This is a genomic window from Ensifer sp. GW821-FHT05G01 (assembly GCF_059419585.1).
The window spans coordinates 45295-62729 of the sequence record NZ_JBWKSC010000014.1 but is presented as its reverse complement, the minus strand read 5'-3'; the positions used below and the strand labels follow the sequence as shown (position 1 = coordinate 62729).

Below are 17435 nucleotides of genomic sequence, written 5' to 3'. Positions count from 1 at the left end.
GCTTGCCGCCGGTCGCGGTTGAAGCATTATTGCTCAAGACTTCTGCCGCGGCGCGACCGCCCTCACCTTCAGATTGCGGCCGTCAGCGACAACGCTGAAGCGCTCCAACGGACCGACTGCGAACTACTGTGCGCTGGCGTCGGCCGCAGCCGGCGATTTGGCCGCAGACGTTTCCTTGGCGTGTTCTGCCAAGAGTTCGTAGGCGACATAGTACTTGTAGATATTGCTGACATATTGGACCGTCTCGCGCCCGACGATCTCGGCGGCAGCATTCTCGACGTTGCCGAACCACAGGTCAGGATCAAGCCCCATCTCTTTTGCCTTCGCCCGGAACTTGCGCAGGTCCCGGTCCGGCGTTATAGGCCGCAAATGCGAACAGGAGCTGGTTGTGCGGCGTGATCTGCGGGTCGTTGATATAGACATCGACAAGATGTCTTAGATATTTCGATCCTGCCTCGACGTTGCGATCCTGATCCTTGTCGATCCCCTTGATACCGACGGACTTGTCGGCCGCGGTCGATGGCAGCAGTTGCATGACGCCAACGGCGCCGCGCGGGCTTCGCCTGGACTGATCGAGCTGCGACTCCTGATAACCTTGCGCCATCAGCATGAGATAGTCGAAGGAGTATGTGCCGCCATGCTTGCGGAAGATCTCTACCAGCTTCTGGAAGCGCTCCACGTCTGCCGGCGCATAGGCGCGCTTCAGCATCTTGTCGCTCTTGTAGTAGGTGTTCCTCAGGATGTTGCCGAATGTCGTGCCGACGCGGTGCGTCTTGACGAAGGCATCGAGCGTCGCTTTCAGCCTGGGGCTGTCCTTGCGGATCGCCCAGGCGATCTGTCCGTGGTCCGACAGCAGGATGTCTTCCCGCGCCTTGATATCCTCAAAGACCGTCGCCCAGATGTCGGCCTTGTACTTATCGACAACCGTCCACGGCAGCAGGCCGGCGTTGACCATCTCGAGCACGTCTTCGTCCTCGAGGTTTTCATCCATGTCCTTGATCGATATAGGCGCTCGGCCGGCTTTGACGAAGGCTTCACTCAAGGCAGCCAGATGTTCGTAGTAGCTGCTTGACTTCCGGACGCGGACCTCCTGCCCACTGAGTTCGTCCAGGCTGGCAATCGCCGGCGCCGATGGCCCCGTTACCAGCACTTCCTTGGCCTCGTTGAACAAGGGGTCGGTGAAATCGACCTTGGCGAGCCGTGCCTCGGTTACCGTCAGATTGCCCATCACGATATCGCCGTGCCCGTCTTCCAGCGCCGTCAGGAGATGCGCTCGCGGTACCGGCACGAAGGCGATGCGAATCTTCTCGATCTCCTTCTTCCGGGCCGCATTGAGCTCCTTCTCCAGTGCCGTCCCGAACTCCACGGCCGTGCCGAACTGCCGGCCGCGATCGATGAAGTAGATGGTCTTGCTGAACGGAACGAGAATGCGAATGAGGCGTCGCTTCTCCATGACATCGAGATCGCCCAGATGTGGGGCGGTGATCGCCTGGAATGTACTTTCGTTCGATTGTGCCCATGAATGTCCGATCCCCGCCATCGCGAAGAGCAGAACAAGCAATGCCAGCCGTCTCATCTTGGCCTCCCCAGCCCGAGAAACCCTATTCCGGCGGCGCGCCCTCGCCGAGTGCTACCGCGGCATTCTTCTTGGCGATCGCATCGCGCGTTGCCGCAGCCGCGGCTCCGTGCTGTTCGTCGCCAGCCACTTGTACTGTCGGCGAGGCAAAGGAGATGCCGTTCTCGTCGAACGCTTCCTTGATCATCGCCTGCGCCCGGCGACGGACTTGCGTCTGGTGCCCGGGCTTCGTCGTCATTGCAAAGCTCAAACTGATGCCATAGTCGCCGAAGGCCTCCACACCCTTCATCTTCACGGTCTCTATGATCATCGGACCCAACTCGGGATCCTCGAGAAGTGCGGCACCGATGCCCTTCACCACCTTCTTCACCTTGGCGATGTTGGCGTCGTAGGACACGTTGATCAGGAACTTGTCGATGACCCAGTCGCGGCTCATGTTCTGAACGGCTCCAAGGGAGCCGAATGGCACGGTGAAGACCGGTCCGCGGTGATGCCTGAGTCTCACCGAGCGGATGCTGAAGGATTCGACAGTGCCCTTGTAGCTGCCGCTCTGAATGTACTCCCCGATACGGAAGGCGTCATCCGTCATGTAGAAGATGCCGCTGATCACATCCTTGACCAGGGTCTGAGAACCAAAGCCGATGGCGACGCCAAAAACGCCAGCGCCAGCGATGAGCGGACCAATCTGCACGCCAAGACCCGAAAGGACCATCAACACCGCCACCACCAGGATGAAGGCGGCGAGGAAGTTGCGCAGGATGGGCATCAGCGTCAGCAGACGGGTGTTGCGGGCACGTTGTGCCGGATCCATAGTTTCGCAGGCCGCATGCTTGACACGCAGGCTGATCAGGCTCTTCGTCAGCTGCCAGATCAGATCAGCCGCCAGCAGTATGACGATACCGGCAAGGACACCACGGAAAATCCGGTTGAAGGCGTCGTCCTGGATCATCATCGATGCGTTGACGCGGAAGACAAGCGCAAGCCAACCCGCCGCCAGGGCAATGATCACAAGTCTGGCGCCGCGTTCGATCAACACGTTGCGCATCACGCGTATGTCGTCGTCGGCAGACGTGTCCAGCATCGTCTTGGCAAAGGCGCTGGTGAAACGCAGAAGCGGCGGCAGGCCGATGACGTAGAGGCCGATCCAGAACAGAACCCGCATGTCCGCCACCCACAGCAGCCACAACAGCACGAGAAATGCGACCATCATGATATTGCCGACCACACGGCGCGAGCCCGTGGTGGCGCCCGCAGGTCGCCGCAGCACGGTAAGGATCGCAAGCGCAAGCACGACAAGACCGAGAATGGCAGCAATAAAATCGCGAACGTCCGGGGAGACCGAAAGGGCGGTCATGGCGTCGCCGATGCCCCATATGCCGGCAGCAATACAAATTATCGCCGCTGACGAGCGATACCAGAACCGTGCATCCTCAGCCGTCAGCGAAAAATAGCCGGTTCGGCCGGACGGATCCGTCACATCGACCGGTCCGCCGGACAGTACGGCGGATGCAATGGTGATCAACAGGCGGGCCCCGATCCAGGCAACAAGGAGCGGCGCGATGGTCTTCTCGAGCCGCAAGGGCCAGTCGGCCACCGCGAGCACGGTCGTCGTGGCAATCGCGAACACCAGCAGCGGCAGCACCTTGACGAGCATCGTACGCGCGGGCCCAGTCAATTGGGCAGAACTCAATGTCCGTCTCAACAGAAAGCGCAGCAGATATTCGGCGCCGTAACCAATCACCAGGATGAAGAAGAAACCTTTGATGATCGGCGACGAGCCGTGGTTTTCCATTTCCCCCGCCAGGCGCGCGCGCGCCGCGTGGAATTCGGGAGCGATGCGCGGAAACGCGTTCCTAATGCCGGTCATGTGGCGACGGAGCTCGGCAGTCCAGCGCGCCGCAAACCCGCTCGCCGGTGCCGCATCGGCTTCGGCTGACGCCGCCGCCTCAGGCGTCGCAGCGGCTGATGTCGCTGGCCGTTTGGTGGCCAGCCACTGGCGCACTTCGGGATCATCGAGCAATTCGATCAGTTGCTGCACTTTTGCCGGTTCGGCGGCGGGTGCAGCGCCTTGCGTCTGGGCATGGCCTACGGACAGGAGCCCAAGGAATATCGTCAAAAAAGCGAGCATACGGGGCGTCAGCCCCCGAACGCCATGCGACCACCTGATACCGATCATCCTGAACATTCCCCCAGCGATCGGCGGAGTGCCGATCGATTCCTGCCCTCATCCGCACAAACGCTAACACAATCCCCGACGTTTATGCCAACTTCCGCTTCCGGTGCGCCTTTTCGGATCAACGACGACGGAAACCTCCGCCGCCACCGCCATGAAATCCGCCGCCGCCTCCGTGAAAACCACCACCGCCGGAGAACCCGCCTCCACCAAATCCGCCGCCACCACCGCCGCCAAATCCGCCGCCACCGCCAAATCCGCCCGGGCGATCGAACCCGCCCCCTCCGAAACCGCCACCGGTTGGGGCATTCAATGGACGCTGGTTGAATGACTGGTACTCGAATGAGCGCTGATTGCCGACCTGGCGCCCGGCGCGGTCGATCGCCAGATGGTCGGGCGCTCGATTGCGGGCCGCAGTTCCGCCGCCAGTGGTGCGGCGATTGTCGATCCGCTTGTTCAGGTTTTGCGCCGCGTCCGGGTGCTGGGTCGCAAACTGCTGCCCGGACTTCTTCGCGCCCTGAATCGATGGCTTTTGAACCGGCTGCCAGCCGTCCGGCGTGTGCTTCTGCCATTGACCATTGTCGCGGCGGTAGACATTGCCGTCGCGCCCGGCATAGACGTCACCGCCCTTGCCCCCAGCGACGAAACCATGATTGCCGTCGGACGTGCGCCAACGGGCGCCAGCGGCTCCTCCAGCGGTCGAACCGCCGCTGATGCGGGCGAAATCCGACCCACGCTTGACCGCGGCCGTCCCCCAGTTGCCGTAAACGTTGCTGCCGCCGCGTGCGATCGCCGCGTTGCCCGTCCGGGGATTGTAGGCCGCGACGAAACCGCGCTCACCCGCAGGACCGTAGGCTGCCGCACCGCGAATGTAGGTGCCAGTCCGCGGGTTGTAGGCGGCACCTGCCACGATGCCGCGATAGGGGCCGTAGGCGTAGCCGTAGCGCCCAAAGGTTCCGACAGCCGGATTATAGAAGGCACCTACGCCATAGGTGATGGGCCGCGGATAATAGGGCCAATAGCCGCCCCCGGCCCAGCCATAGTCCCAGTAGTCGTCATAGTACCAGCCGGTGCCGTAGACAAATGTGTCCCACGCGAGATACGCCCCCAGATAGCCCATGGTGTAGCCGAACCAGACCGCGTCCGGCTCGGTTTCATAGATTCGCACATAGGTGGCATTGTAGACCGGCGACGACGGCGGGATCGTGTAGACTTCGTCCGGAACGGCCTTCGCCACGGTGAACGGCCCGGTCGGGGTATCGCCGACAAACCAGACACCATCCTTCAGCACGAAATACTTATCGGCAACCTTGATCACCGTCTCGTTGGTGTTGACGGCGTAGGTGAGCGACGTTCCGTCGATCTTCTCGAATTTCGGGTCGCCGCTATAGGCGACATCAACCGTGACGGAGCCGTCCAGAGAGACGCGCGCTTTCTCGGGGATGCTTGCCTTCAGCCTGGCTTCGGCATTCTCCGAGGTGCCGGGAACCGATGAGCGGACGGTATAATAGGAAGCGTCCTCGGGAATATTCAGGAAATCCTGCGGTAGGTCGGGCGTAGCGAAGGTCCAGGGCCCCTCAAGCGACGCGGCTGCGAACCAGCGGCCCGAGACCAGCACGTACCAGTTCGAATCCGCATCTAGATAGAAGACGTCGCTTTCGGTGTTCGTTGCAACCTTCAGCGCGGTTTCCGGCACCGGTTCGAGCTTCGGTTCACCGTTGAAGACGAGCAACTCCGACGGCTTGTCGGAATAGACGACCTTCGGCGCCGTGCCCTTCCCGGCAACCAGAGGGATCGCCGCCTTCGCATCCTTCCAGTCGTCGCCGTCGGGCAACTTGGCGAAGAGATCGGGCAGCGCGGTTGCCGGCTGCCAGCCATTCGACAGGTCCTTCGACTGAAGCCATGCCTTTTCGTTGCGAAGGTAGTATGTGCTGTCCGCGTCGAGCTTGAACAGATCCCAATTGGTGTTGACGGCGAAGGAAAGGCCCTCAACACCCTTGACCGGCGCGAACACGGCCTTGCCGTCCGTCTGGACAAGCAGCGCCGGCTCCTTGCTGACATAGATCGGCGGCGGATCGGCTTTCAGTCCCTCGACGTTGCCGAGCCGTTCATAGTCGGCAAGGCTCGCCGTCAGCTTGTCCTCCGATAGCGTTATGGTGCCAACAGGCATCAACTTGCCGACGTCCAGTGCCAGGTCGGCAAGCTCCTGCCGATCGAGCACCGAGAAATTGATTTCGTCGACCTTGATGTCGGAGACGATCACCTCGTTGGAGCCGCTATCCGTCACGGTCTTGCCCGTCACCCCGATGACACCGAAGATCGGCTTGGCATCGTCGGACTGCTTGTACTCGGCAGCAATCAGGGCGTCGAGATCGGTAAAATCCTTCCAGGCGTTCACCTGCGGTTGGTAAAGCGTGATCGTCGCCCCCTTGTCGGTCTTGTAGGCGCGTGGCCATCCGAGGCCTTTCGGATCTGCATCGCTCAGGTATTTGCCGCTGACGAAGCCATCCTTTCCCTCGAAGCTGACGGCGCACCAGGTGCCGGCATCATCACATTCCTTGACGTCGACCTGCGCGCCCTCGTCTATCGCTCCCATGCTGTCGAAGCCCGTGCCCGGACCGGCGCGAAAGTTGACCGACGCCGTCGTCGTGGCGGGGCCTGCCCACGCTGGAGCGGTAGCAATGGCGAGCAGGGTCAGGGTGAAGCTTATTCCGCGCATCTCGCATCTCCGACGTGGTCGAAACTGTCTTATAGCCCGCGGGTTTATGCGCGGGTCGGGCCCACATTCTTCAACACCATCGCTCCGGCCAGATCCGGCGCAAGTACGTAACAGTAACAACGGCCGTAATTTCGGGCTTGCCTCGGCGCGCAGCGGCGCCTTCCCGAGCAATTATCCGTGTATTGGCGCCTAGTGATTGCATCGAGTCATTTATTCGAGCAAACTCATATGTATGATTTGGTGACGCCCACATGCGGAGGAAACACACGTGAACACAAAAGCACCCAGCCAGATTGATGTCTTTGTCGGTTCCCGCGTCAGGATGCGTCGGTTGATGGCCGGGTTGAGCCAGGAAAAACTGGCGGACGGACTCGGAATCACCTTCCAGCAGGTCCAGAAATACGAAAAAGGCACGAATCGCATCGGTGCCAGCCGGCTACAGGCCATCGCCGACGTTCTCGGCGTTCACCCAAGCTTCTTCTTCCAGGAAGGCGAAGAGGGCGCAACCCCGCGCGCGGGCCTTGGCGATGTGCGCGAACCCAACGAGATCTCGTCCTTCGTGTCGTCGAAAGAGGGCATTGCGCTCAACCGGGCCTTCCTGAAGATCACCGACCCGGTGCTGCGCAAGAAGATCATCTCGCTGGTCGCGGCCGTCGCACAGACGCCCGAGGCAGAAGCTGTCGCTGCCCATGGCAGTGCGACGCACGCCCCTGACCTCCACGGATAGGCCCAACCGGTTGCCGATGAGATAGCCAGATGAAATTTCGTTTGCAGACCCTCGGACGGTTACGTCTCGTCGATGAAGACGAGTGCGACGTCGCCTTCCCCGAAAAGGGTCTGCTCATTCTCGCTCAGGCGATCGCCGGCGGCCATCGCGAGCAATCGCGCAACGACGTCGCCAAGCTCTTGTGGAACGAAGTCGTTCCGAGCCAGGCCCTTGTCAATCTGCGCAAGACGATATCCCGCGTCACCTCGCGGCAGGAGGAACTCGGCCACACGTTCCTCAGTTTTTCGCCATCGACCGTCCGGATGGAGCCGGAAGCGATTGCGAGCGACCTCGACGACATCGTCGGAAACGACGATCAGGATGCGTTATCGCGTTTCCGGTGGGCCGCAGAAAAATTCCGCGACGACTTCCTCAAGGATCTGAAATCGCAGGGCCAGGCGCTGCGCGACTGGATCGCCCAGCAACGCTCCGATCATGCCGCTCTCCTGCGCGAGAGCCTGATCAACGCGGCCGACAATGCGACCGGTCCGGATCGAAGGCTCGTCAGATCGACTGCCGTCAAGCTTCTGGAGAGAAACCCCGAAGACGACGAGGTTCGCAAGATCCTCGATACTGCCCTGGCATTGGAGGGGCGGCAATTCGATGCGCGCCTGCTGCCAAGAGGTGGCTCGCTACCCGTGCCTGCCAAAGCGGCGCCATTGCCAGCCACCGCCATTGAACCGCTGCTGGAGGCCATGGGCGAGATGCGCCCGCCGCGCGTAGTGCTGCTGCCGCCAGGCGCCGGCAACGCCGACGCGACGGCAACATTGTTTGCTCATTCCTTGATCGAGGACGTCACCATCGGCCTTTGCGCACTTCGCTCGGTCTCGGTGATCGCACCCTACACTGCCGCCCAGATCAGCCTGCAGGCAGACAAGGCCAGCACTTACGAACAACACGCCATCAGCTACATCCTCGATACCCGCCTGACCAATGAGGGCAGCCGCCAGACGTTGTTTACGCAGCTCATCTTCTTTGCGAACGATGAAGTGATCTGGGCCGACCGCTTCACGCTCGATGACCGCGGGTTGATGAAGTCGCGACAGGAGATCGCGCGACAGATCGCATTCGCCATCGCCAGCCAGGTCGAGCGCAACGAGACGATGCGCAAGACCTACGAAGGCAATGGTGGCTCCTATCGCAGTTACCTGCTTGGCCAGCGCTACCTCAAGCAGCTCAACCTGCCGGAGGTGCGGCGCGCCCGGAAGAGTTTCCGCGAGGCGCTCAACCAGAATGCCGACCTGGCTCCAGCCATGAGCGGGCTTGCGCGCAGTTATTTCGTCGAGTGGCTTTTGACAGCCCGCGGCGACAGCGAACTCCTGGCTCTTGCCGAACAGCACGCCCGAGAGGCGATCGCCATCGACGATACCCTTGCGGCCGGTTACCGCGAACTGGGCGTCGTCAAACTTTACAGCCGACAATTCGACGAGAGCATCGAGTTTCATGAGCGAGCCGAAGCGCTCAGCCCGCAGCACGCCAACGTGATTGCCAGCTACGCCGATACGCTCGTGCAGGCCTCGCGGCCGGATGGTGGCCTGCAAAAGATCGAAGCGGCGATCAATCTCAATCCGATCGCTCCGGACGAGTATTTCTGGACCGCCGCCGGCGCCTGCTATTCGCTTGGTCAATACGATCAGGCTCTCGCCTATATCGAGCGAATGCGCGATCCCACGCCCGCCGATCGGCTCGCTGCAGCGAGCTGGGGCATGCTCGGCAATCGCAAAAAGGCAGGCCAGTACGTGCGCAAGACGTTTGAAGTTCATCCGGACTTCAACCTGGAAAAATGGATGGCGATCGTCCCGTTCCGGGAGGAATGGCAGAAAACCCATTACGGCGAAGGCCTGCGCAAGGCTGGCTTCTAAACTGGAGCATTCCGCGTTCAAGTGGCTTCACTCGAGGCGGATAAAATGCTCTAGAATCAAAGCGCACGGGGCGTTCTCCGTGCGTCCTTACGCACGGTGCTCTCGCGCAATCACATGAGGGATAAGGGGAAATTCGATGACGGCACAAACGACACAGGTAGTTGTATTTGGCGTTGAGGGTGACGATGGCCTGTGGCTTGCCGATCTCGCGGCGGGAACTGTCACACGCATCGTAGATCCGCTCACCGGCGCCTTGGCTTCGGCAAACGAGCACAGAAATGCCGGCGCCACTGTGGTCAAGGGCGTGAACTTCGCCGTCAGGGCCAATTCGGCCGGCTCCGTCTCCGGCGGGTTCATGGACGGCTAAGCCTCGGCGCGCCCGCGCATGACGATAGCCATCAATACGGATCGGGCGAACGAAAATCGCCCGATCTCAGCAAATTCCGACAATGCTGACAGATACTCCGACCGCGTCTGTGCGCCCGAAGAAACCTTCGCGCGCATCGCTTTGCTGTTGCCCGCTTTCGGCATCAGCAGACTGGCACGCCTGACCGGGCTCGACCGCATCGGCATCCCCGTCTGGAACGCGGTCTCTCCCAACGCAAAATCGATCGTCATCAATCAGGGGAAAGGCATCACTGATATCGACGCCAAGGTATCGGCGGCGATGGAAGCTCTGGAGCGTGCGGTCGCCTGCAACCCGTCGGCGCAAGTGCTAAACGCAACGCGACAGTCCCTTCTGGAAAGCGGAGAAAGGGCGCTCAACCTGCCCGGCCTTGTCGCGGCAGGCGAGAGCGATCTCGGTGATGATGAACCGGCGACATGGTTGCGCGGTTTCGATCTCATCGGTCAACAGACGACTTTCGTGCCGTTTCATGCCGCACTGCTCGACCGCACGCTCGAGCGGTGCCGCTACTGGCAGTCGTCGGACGGACTTGCCTCCGGCAACACCGAAGACGAAGCAATCCTGCACGGCCTGCTGGAACGGATCGAGCGCGATGCCGAAACGTTGTGGCGGCTGCTGCCTTTAACGGCGCGTCTGCGCACGTGCATCGACGCCGGCTCGTTCAAAGACCCCATTCTCAATGACATGACAGGACGGATTGCCGCGGCCGGTCTCACGTTCCGCCTCTTCGATATGACCAGCGACATTGGCATCCCGTGTCTGACGGCGGTCATCGCGGATACCGGCATCCTCGAGGCGAAAGAACCGCGCTACCATGACGTGACCATCGGGCATGGCGCCCATCCCGATCCGCGACGCGCCGCCATCCGGGCCGTCACCGAGGCCGCGCAGTCCCGCCTCACCTATATCAGCGGCGCACGTGACGATGTCTTTCCGGAGACTTTCACCCGCAGGCTGCCGCGCGAGACCCAGCAACTGTTTGAGGCATTACCGCGCGCAGAAAACCCGGTCGCCGCGGTTGCCGGCAGCACAGCAAACTCGCTGATCGAATATGTGCTCGATGCCTTGAAGCGCGCCGGCATCGGCACCGCCGTGGCCGTTCCGCTGCTCGCCGAACCGTTGCCGTTTTCCGTGATCAAGGTCTTTGTGCCGGAACTCGAAAATCCGGATGGAGCACGCAAGCGCCGTTTCGGCGCGCGGGCACTGTCGCGCGCCCTGGAGATCGCATGAAGATCCTCTTTTGCGGCCCCACCTTGCCCGAAGCGCAGGCACTGATCGGCACGGACATCGTGCTGCGCCCGCCAGCCGTGCAAGGCGACATCCTGCGCGCCACGCAGGACGGCGCAACGGTCATCGGACTCGTCGACGGCCATTTCGAACAGGTCGCGCCGGTCTGGCACAAGGAGATCCTGTTTGCGCTTTCTCAAGGGGTACGCGTTTACGGCGCAGCCAGCATGGGCGCACTTCGTGCCGCCGAATGTGCGGCCTTCGGCATGGTCGGCGTTGGCAAGATCTACCAACAATACGCCGCAGGCGAACTCGAAGATGATGCCGATGTTGCCCTGCTGCATGGGCCGGCGGAGCTGGGCTACATGCCATTGACCCTGCCCTTGGTGAACGTCGTGGCGACGCTTGAGGATTTGTGCGCACGGCAAAAGATCGATCCTGCGCCTGCCGCGCAACTTCGGTTGGCGGCCGCCGAGATCTTCTACAAGCACCGCAGCTGGCGCGCGATCGTGGCGCGTGCCGACCTTCCAACCGGCACGGATCTGAAACGCATCGAAGCGTGCCTGTCGACCGGAACGATAAATCAGAAGCGCCTCGACGCGCTGCAACTGATCGACATCCTGCGCTCTGCCCCCGCCCTAAGGTCGACAGCGCCGGAAGGGTGGACATTCAATTCCACAAGTCTTTGGAAGCGCTTGCTCAATCAACTTGTCGCTTCATCTTAAGCACGCGGTTTTCCCATGCAACGTGTGTCACGCTCGTGTCACGCGCATCAATGAAAAGTCACGCTATGATTTGCCATGTTGAAGCGGATCGGGCTGATCCGCAGGGAACCGGGGAAAATCATGCAATCTTCGATCGCCATGTCCTTTGAACCTGAAGACAAGGAGAAGGAGCTGCTGGCGCTGGCCCGCCTTGTCACCTACGCGCGCGATTCGTCGCGCACTCTGAATGTCGAAGGCGTTCAATATTGCCTCGAGCTCGCGCTCGCAGCGCTGCTCAAGGAAGTCGAGGAATGCGGCGACAAGACCGCACTGCTGACCAACGAACTCATGAGCCGCGCCAGCCTCGGAAACTGCTGAGCAGTCGGGGTCGACGTCAATTTCGCTGGTGGCATAGAAAAAAGCCCTGCTTCGCGCTCCCGCAAAGCAGGGCTTTCCATTTTAAAGCGCTTCGCGATCTTTCAGATTCGCTTGACGCGCTTTAAGTTCTTGTTTTTGCGCATGTCGTTATCGCAAAACCGCGGCACACTTTTGCGTGACATGCTTTAGTCAGCCTGGCAATCCCACCAGAAACGCGAGAAGTTCAGGTCCCAGCTCTGCATCGGGATATAGGCATAGCCCTGGAGGCATTTGCTTGCGGCGTAGCGCTGCGACTCCACCGTCAGGAACACGTCGGCCTGCGCATCGGTGACCTTGCGCTGTATCTGCTTATAGAGATCGTTCTGCGCGGCCGGATCGAGCGTCTCGCGCGACTTGTCGATCAAGGCGTCGACTTCCGGATCCTGCAACCATTCCATCGAGGCCCAGGTGCCTTTCGCCTTGGAGTGATACTGCACATAGAAGACGCTGTCAGGCGACGGATAGGTCGGGCCATAGAAGACCTGGGTGGTCGCCGGCGTCGTCTCCACCTTGGCGGCCAGTTCGGTGATGCGGTTCCAGGGCTCCGGCTTGATGTCGAGCTCGATACCGATCTGCTCGAGATTGGCCTGCATCAACAGCGCGATGTCCTCTTCGAAGGCCAGGCCCGTGACATAGGTATGGCTGAGCTTGATTGGCCCCTTGCCGGCATATTTCGACTTGGCAAGCTCTTCCTTCGCCTTTTCCAGGTTGTATTCCGGGGCGGACAAATCGTTGAGATAGGCATCCTTGAACACGGACGCCAATGGCCCGTTCATAGGTTCGCCGGGATGGATGACATTGCGCACCGTTTCGTAGTCGGTCGCAAGCGCAATCGCGCGCCGGACGTGGATATCGTCGGTCGGCGGGACCTGGGTGTTCATCTTGATGTAGAAGCCGGTCGCCGTCGTGCCGCGCAGGATCTTGTAGCCCGGCATCTTCTCGATTGCCTCGAAGGTCTCGTTTGCCTGGGCGCGCGCCGACATGCCGAGTTCGCCCTTTGCCGCAAGCGCCTTCACCGTCGCTTCGTCATGGGTGATGACAAAACGGATTTCGTCGATCGGCGTCCCCTTGCTCCAGCCGCCGTGATAGCCCTCGAAACGATTGACGACCATCTGCGAGGCACGTTGCCAGGATGACAGCATGTAAGGTCCAGCACCCGCCGGATGATCTGTCAGGTAGTCCGTCCCCCACTCCTCCTTGCTGTTCTCCCGGATCAGTTTTTCATTGAGAACAAGGATCAGCGGCGTGTTGCTGATGAACGGCGCATAGACCTTCTTCAGACCGATCTCCACGGTCCGATCATCGACGGCCTTCAACTTGGCGGGATCGACGATATCGGTGAAAAGGTAGGACGGACCTTCGTTGATCGCGAGCAGGCGCTTGACCGTGTAGACGACATCTGAAGCCTTGACTGGCGTGCCATCCTGGAATTTTGCGCCGTCCTTCAGCTTGAAGGTGTAGGTCTTGTCGTCATCGGAGACGCTCCAGCTTTCGGCGAGTTCCGGCACCACAGAGCCATCGGGGTTGACCGTCGTCAGACCTGAATAGAGGTTCACGGCAGCCATATACTCGGTGTAGTCGTTGATCTTGCCGGGATCGATGGTGCCGAACTCCTGCGTCGCGTTGACGACGATCGACACCTTCTCCTGAGCCGCGGCCGGGGCGGTGAGTGCCGTCGTCTGCACCAACCCCAGAAGCAGCCCTGTGATGAGTGTTCTCTTCATGTCTGAGTTCCCTTTTTGTTGATTGTCGTTGTTTCGGTCCGGCCGCCCTCAGGCGGCCGGGTTGAGCGCCTCGACCGGCTCGTAGGCATGGTCGTAACCAAAGTAGCCGGGGCCTGCGAGTTCGAGCCCCTTGGCCGTCCGCCACTGGCGATCACAGGGAAGCCCGGTGAATTCGACCGTCAGGCCGTAACGCAACTGCTCCGTCGTGACCGGCAGCCCGCCATCGGCGTCGAGTGCGCAGATGAGATCCGGCGTCGAGGCGATGACCTGTCCGCCATCGCCGCGCGCGACCAGGAACTCGTTCTGGAAGGCGACTTCGAAAGTGCGGCCGGAAAAACCGTCGATGCCCTTGAGCACGGCCCTGCCCCGCGCGAAACCGCCTGTCGTCACCCGGTCGACATCGACGACGCGGCCGGTAAACAGGTGTCGGCCGTCGAACTGCTCGCGAAGCGCGATGCCGGGATGACGCTTCGCCCTGCGCTCGGCGGCAATCGTCTCGCCGATGCCCTTGATGAGACTGAGCGTGCCGCGCAGGATTCCAGCCTTCATCTGGGCCCCGGTCATCGGATAGGCGGCAACAAGGCTGGCGCCACCCATCTGGATCGCCTGGACGCGGGCGAGCCGTTCGGTCCACAGGTTCGAGACTGCATTGATGATCGCGCTGTTGCCCTTGTCGTCGGCATGAACCAGTGGCGTTGCGCTGATGTCATGCATGGTGAAGCTCACCATCTGCAGCTCGGGAAAGGCCCGACCCATGCCGTCTCCGTCGATCAGCGGCAGGCCCGTTGCGGCGGCCACGGCAAAGGGGATGGTCGAGTTCAATCCGCCGGCCTCCACGCAGATCAGCGCATCGGCCTTGCGTCCGAGGAACCGTTCGAGCTGGCCCAGCGCCTCCAGCGCTTCGTCGCCACGCGGCAGCTTCTCCACCATCACGGTCGGTGCGCCCATCATGAAGACGGGAACACAGAGCGCGTCATCGGCGACGGTTTCCGGCTGGACCACCCGAACAGGGCCGTTCGCCTCGATCGCCGTTCGCGCCATCAGCTTGCCGATATAGGGATCCCCGCCGCCGCCGGTGCCGAGATAGGCACCGCCGATGGCGATCGCCTCCATGTCGGCAGCCGTAATCAGCTGCTCGGTCATGGCTGCATCCCCTCGATCGGCCGGAAGGTCAAATCGTCGAAGCCGAAGGCTTTCGGGCCGACAACCTCCAGCGCCGCGGCGGAGCGCAGCAGGGAGTGGCAGGGCAACGCCACGATCGCGACGCGCTGGCCGTAGCGCAGCATTTCGGTGGTGATCGCGTTGCCGCTGTCGACATCGAGCACGATGATCAGGTCCGGGACCGACACTTCGACTTCGCCATTGCGGCTGAAGACGAGGTTTTCGTTCTGGATCATCACCGAGGCGCTGTCGCCGTTGAAGGCATCGATGCCGGCAAGCTTGGCTTCACCGATGACGAAGCCGCCACGCAGGTGACGTTCGAGATCGACGATCTTGCCGGAAAAGACCTGGCGCCCGTTTTCCTGGGCGCAGATGGCCGCGACCGGATCGGCATGATCGCGCCGCGCTTTCAGCACCGCCCGCCCGAGCGAGACCGCCTGGGTGTAGGAATGCGGGATCGAGTACTTCTTGAGAAACGCACCCGTCATCGGCGCCGAGGCAAGCGTCGAGGCCCCGCCTTGCGAGACCACGCAGGCGCGCGCCATGCGTTCGTGCCAGAGTTCGGATGCCGCATGCTGGAACAAGACGACGTTGCCGTGCAGGTCGCACATGACGCTCGGGGTCGAGCGATGACCGTAGATCGAGAAGGTGGTCATCTGCATTTCCGGGAAAGCACGCCCCATGCCATCGCAATCGACGACCGGAAGCCCGGCAAAGGCGGCCGCGATCAGCGGCTCCATCGAATTGGCGCCACCGATTTCCTCGCAGACGATGGCGTCGATCGCGATCCCGAGATGCTCTTCAAGCGCGCGAACGCACCGCAGCCCTTCGCGTCCCTCCTTCAGCCGCTCATAGGCGACGACCGGCGCGCCGATGCCACCGAGCGAGATGCAGCGCGCATCGTCGGCCAGCCGGTCGAGCGGCAGGATCGACAGGTTGTAGCCGCTGCGCATCGCCAGCCGCGCCCGCAGCTTGCCGATATAGGGGTTGCCGCCGCCGCCGGTGCCGAGAATGCCGGCGCCGATTTCCAGCGCCTCCAGATCCTCTTCGTCGAGCACCCAGAGATCGGACGGATCGTAGTTCAGAGCCTTCAATGCACGCTCAGCCATGGAAGCCTCCCATTTCGCCGACGACCTTGACGTGGATGCGGGTGGCATTGCCCGGCAGATAGGCAAGCGGCACGTCTTCCCGCTCGATGACCTGGATGGTTTCGGCAATCGCGCCGGCCGAAAGCGCGCGTTCCGTTGCTTCCTGCTCCGCCTGCTTCAGGCAGATTTCGCGCGTCAAACCCTTCTCGAGCGCAAAGACGCGATCAACTTCGCCGCTGATCTGGGCGATGGCGGCGCCGACGGCGTTGGCGACGGCAAAATTCTCCGGGCGGATGACGTCCAGATCCCCAAGCCTGTCTGGCATCAGGATCGAGCCGCCGCCGACGGCGATGACCGGGATCGGGTCGGCCGAAACGCGGCTGCGTTCGACCGAGTTTTCAAGCATCTGCACGATCCGAGCATGGGCCTTTTCGGCGAGCGCCCGATCGAGATGCGCGACCTTGGACGCATGGCCGACATCGGCCTTGCCGAGTGCGACAGCGATGTCCGTCGTCGTCAGCGTCTGGCCACCGAAGACCAAGGCATCCCTGGCGATGCGATAGCCGACGGACTGCGGACCGACAGTCACGTCACCATTGGCGAGTTCGCGCACAAGCGAGCCGCCGCCGAGACCGATCGAAAACACATCGGGCATGCGGAAATTGGTGCGCACGCCGCCGACGTCGACGATGGTCGCCGCCTGGCGGGGAAAGCCGTGATGCAGGGCGCCGACGTCGGAGGTGGTACCACCGATATCGACGACGATCGCTTCCTTGCGGCCGGTGAGGAAGGCAGCACCACGCATCGAATTGGTCGGGCCCGACGCGAAGGTCAGAACAGGGAAGCTTCTGACTGTCGCAGCGGCCATCAGCGTGCCGTCGTTCTGGGTGATGAAGAACGGGCAGGACAGTCCGGCATCCTTCAGCGCCTTGGCGAAGGCGTCGACCGTCTTGGCGGCCAGCGACAACAGGCTGGCGTTCATGATGGCAGCACTTTCGCGCTCCAGCAGGCCGATGCGACCGATATCGCCGGAGACGACGATCGGAAGGCCCGGGCAATGCTTCTCGATGACAGCCTTGGCACGCTGTTCCATCTCGGCGTTGATGGGGCTGAAGACGCAGGTGATTGCCGCCGCCTTGACGTTCTTGAGGCGGATATCGGCCGCGATCCGGATCAGCTCTTCTTCATCGAGCGGGGCAATGGCGCGGCCGTCGAATTCGTAGCCGCCGCGCACCAGGTAGGTGTGATGACCGACGGCTTCGGCGAGATCGTTCGGCCAGTCGACCATCGGTGGCAGGCAGGCGGTCGCCGGAAGGCCGAGGCGAATGGCGGCGACATGGTTGATATGCTTGCGCTCGATCACAGCATTGGTGAAATGCGTCGTGCCGATCATCACGGTGCTGATCCTGGACCGGTCGATGCCGGCCTTGGCAATCGCCCCCTCCAGCGCCTCGATGACGCCCGTCGTCACGTCTTCCGTCGTCGACGCCTTGACGCCCGACAGAACGTGCCGCCCCTCCATGATCACGGCGTCGGTGTTCGTACCCCCGACATCTATTCCCAATCGATACACGGACAGTCTCCTTGTTGATGGGCCTTCGGCCCTGTTTCC

General features: G+C 61.8%; 14 protein-coding genes. 6 read left to right on the top strand and 8 right to left on the bottom strand.

All coding sequences use genetic code 11. From position 1 onward, the window contains the following. Window positions 1-123: 123 nt before the first annotated feature. From AC07UR_RS27830 to AC07UR_RS27815, 4 genes are all read right to left on the bottom strand, one after another. The gene (locus AC07UR_RS27830; RefSeq protein WP_234941765.1) at window positions 124-312 is read right to left on the bottom strand and encodes a lysozyme family protein; all 189 of its coding nucleotides are present in this window, start codon (window positions 310-312) and stop codon (window positions 124-126) included. After that, complete coding sequence (locus AC07UR_RS27825) at window positions 302-1576, bottom strand: MltF family protein (RefSeq protein WP_234941766.1); 1275 nt, start codon at window positions 1574-1576, stop codon at window positions 302-304. The genes AC07UR_RS27830 and AC07UR_RS27825 overlap by 11 nt, the downstream gene beginning before the upstream one ends. Before the next feature lie 25 nt (window positions 1577-1601). Next, window positions 1602-3752 carry a mechanosensitive ion channel family protein gene (locus AC07UR_RS27820; protein ID WP_412728349.1) on the bottom strand — a complete coding sequence of 717 codons (2151 nt, stop codon included), beginning with the start codon at window positions 3750-3752 and terminating at the stop codon, window positions 1602-1604. Window positions 3753-3870: 118 nt separating this feature from the next. Continuing rightward, on the bottom strand, window positions 3871-6468 hold the full coding sequence (locus tag AC07UR_RS27815) for an SH3 domain-containing protein (RefSeq protein WP_209790056.1): 2598 nt from the start codon (window positions 6466-6468) through the stop codon (window positions 3871-3873). A gap of 268 nt (window positions 6469-6736) precedes the next feature. On the opposite strand from AC07UR_RS27815, the gene AC07UR_RS27810 reads away from it, so the two are divergent. The 6 genes from AC07UR_RS27810 to AC07UR_RS27785 all read left to right on the top strand — a co-directional run bounded on the left by AC07UR_RS27810 (window position 6737) and on the right by AC07UR_RS27785 (window position 11811). Then, window positions 6737-7195: a helix-turn-helix domain-containing protein gene (locus AC07UR_RS27810; protein ID WP_173423110.1), complete on the top strand. Its 459-nt coding sequence runs from the start codon at window positions 6737-6739 to the stop codon at window positions 7193-7195. A 29-nt stretch (window positions 7196-7224) separates the two neighbouring features. Beyond that, the gene (locus AC07UR_RS27805; protein ID WP_209790057.1) at window positions 7225-9096 is read left to right on the top strand and encodes an AfsR/SARP family transcriptional regulator; all 1872 of its coding nucleotides are present in this window, start codon (window positions 7225-7227) and stop codon (window positions 9094-9096) included. A gap of 136 nt (window positions 9097-9232) precedes the next feature. Further along, window positions 9233-9463, top strand: coding sequence for a hypothetical protein (locus tag AC07UR_RS27800; RefSeq protein ID WP_077502012.1), 231 nt, complete (start codon window positions 9233-9235; stop codon window positions 9461-9463). 18 nt (window positions 9464-9481) lie between these two features. After that, on the top strand, window positions 9482-10732 hold the full coding sequence (locus tag AC07UR_RS27795; protein ID WP_209790058.1) for a YcaO-like family protein: 1251 nt from the start codon (window positions 9482-9484) through the stop codon (window positions 10730-10732). Next, window positions 10729-11454, top strand: coding sequence for a TfuA-like protein (locus AC07UR_RS27790; RefSeq protein ID WP_209790059.1), 726 nt, complete (start codon window positions 10729-10731; stop codon window positions 11452-11454). The genes AC07UR_RS27795 and AC07UR_RS27790 overlap by 4 nt, the downstream gene beginning before the upstream one ends. Before the next feature lie 120 nt (window positions 11455-11574). Further along, on the top strand, window positions 11575-11811 hold the full coding sequence (locus AC07UR_RS27785) for a hypothetical protein (RefSeq protein WP_025428511.1): 237 nt from the start codon (window positions 11575-11577) through the stop codon (window positions 11809-11811). Between the two features lie 185 nt (window positions 11812-11996). Here AC07UR_RS27785 and AC07UR_RS27780 read toward each other — a convergent pair whose 3' ends face one another. From AC07UR_RS27780 to AC07UR_RS27765, 4 genes are read right to left on the bottom strand one after another with little or no spacing between them, the layout of a single operon-like run. Next, window positions 11997-13574, bottom strand: coding sequence for an ABC transporter substrate-binding protein (locus AC07UR_RS27780; protein ID WP_173423114.1), 1578 nt, complete (start codon window positions 13572-13574; stop codon window positions 11997-11999). A 48-nt stretch (window positions 13575-13622) separates the two neighbouring features. Next, window positions 13623-14717 (bottom strand): S-methyl thiohydantoin desulfurase family protein, encoded by a 1095-nt coding sequence (locus tag AC07UR_RS27775; RefSeq protein ID WP_209790060.1) that lies wholly within the window; start codon window positions 14715-14717, stop codon window positions 13623-13625. Then, window positions 14714-15844 (bottom strand): S-methyl thiohydantoin desulfurase family protein, encoded by a 1131-nt coding sequence (locus tag AC07UR_RS27770; protein ID WP_209790061.1) that lies wholly within the window; start codon window positions 15842-15844, stop codon window positions 14714-14716. The genes AC07UR_RS27775 and AC07UR_RS27770 overlap by 4 nt, the downstream gene beginning before the upstream one ends. Further along, window positions 15837-17396 (bottom strand): hydantoinase/oxoprolinase N-terminal domain-containing protein, encoded by a 1560-nt coding sequence (locus AC07UR_RS27765; RefSeq protein WP_209790062.1) that lies wholly within the window; start codon window positions 17394-17396, stop codon window positions 15837-15839. Before AC07UR_RS27765 ends, AC07UR_RS27770 begins: the two co-directional genes overlap by 8 nt. Between the last annotated feature and the right edge of the window lie 39 nt (window positions 17397-17435).

Excerpts from the sequence above, each read along its gene's own strand:
- AC07UR_RS27830 (WP_234941765.1), bottom strand. The coding sequence starts at position 312 with ATGGGGCTTGATCCTGACCTGTGGTTCGGCAACGTCGAGAATGCTGCC.
- AC07UR_RS27825 (WP_234941766.1), bottom strand. The coding sequence starts at position 1,576 with ATGAGACGGCTGGCATTGCTTGTTCTGCTCTTCGCGATGGCGGGGATC.
- AC07UR_RS27820 (WP_412728349.1), bottom strand. The coding sequence starts at position 3,752 with ATGATCGGTATCAGGTGGTCGCATGGCGTTCGGGGGCTGACGCCCCGT.
- AC07UR_RS27815 (WP_209790056.1), bottom strand. The coding sequence starts at position 6,468 with ATGCGCGGAATAAGCTTCACCCTGACCCTGCTCGCCATTGCTACCGCT.
- AC07UR_RS27805 (WP_209790057.1), top strand. The coding sequence starts at position 7,225 with ATGAAATTTCGTTTGCAGACCCTCGGACGGTTACGTCTCGTCGATGAA.
- AC07UR_RS27800 (WP_077502012.1), top strand. The coding sequence starts at position 9,233 with ATGACGGCACAAACGACACAGGTAGTTGTATTTGGCGTTGAGGGTGAC.
- AC07UR_RS27795 (WP_209790058.1), top strand. The coding sequence starts at position 9,482 with ATGACGATAGCCATCAATACGGATCGGGCGAACGAAAATCGCCCGATC.
- AC07UR_RS27790 (WP_209790059.1), top strand. The coding sequence starts at position 10,729 with ATGAAGATCCTCTTTTGCGGCCCCACCTTGCCCGAAGCGCAGGCACTG.
- AC07UR_RS27785 (WP_025428511.1), top strand. The coding sequence starts at position 11,575 with ATGCAATCTTCGATCGCCATGTCCTTTGAACCTGAAGACAAGGAGAAG.
- AC07UR_RS27780 (WP_173423114.1), bottom strand. The coding sequence starts at position 13,574 with ATGAAGAGAACACTCATCACAGGGCTGCTTCTGGGGTTGGTGCAGACG.
- AC07UR_RS27775 (WP_209790060.1), bottom strand. The coding sequence starts at position 14,717 with ATGACCGAGCAGCTGATTACGGCTGCCGACATGGAGGCGATCGCCATC.
- AC07UR_RS27770 (WP_209790061.1), bottom strand. The coding sequence starts at position 15,844 with ATGGCTGAGCGTGCATTGAAGGCTCTGAACTACGATCCGTCCGATCTC.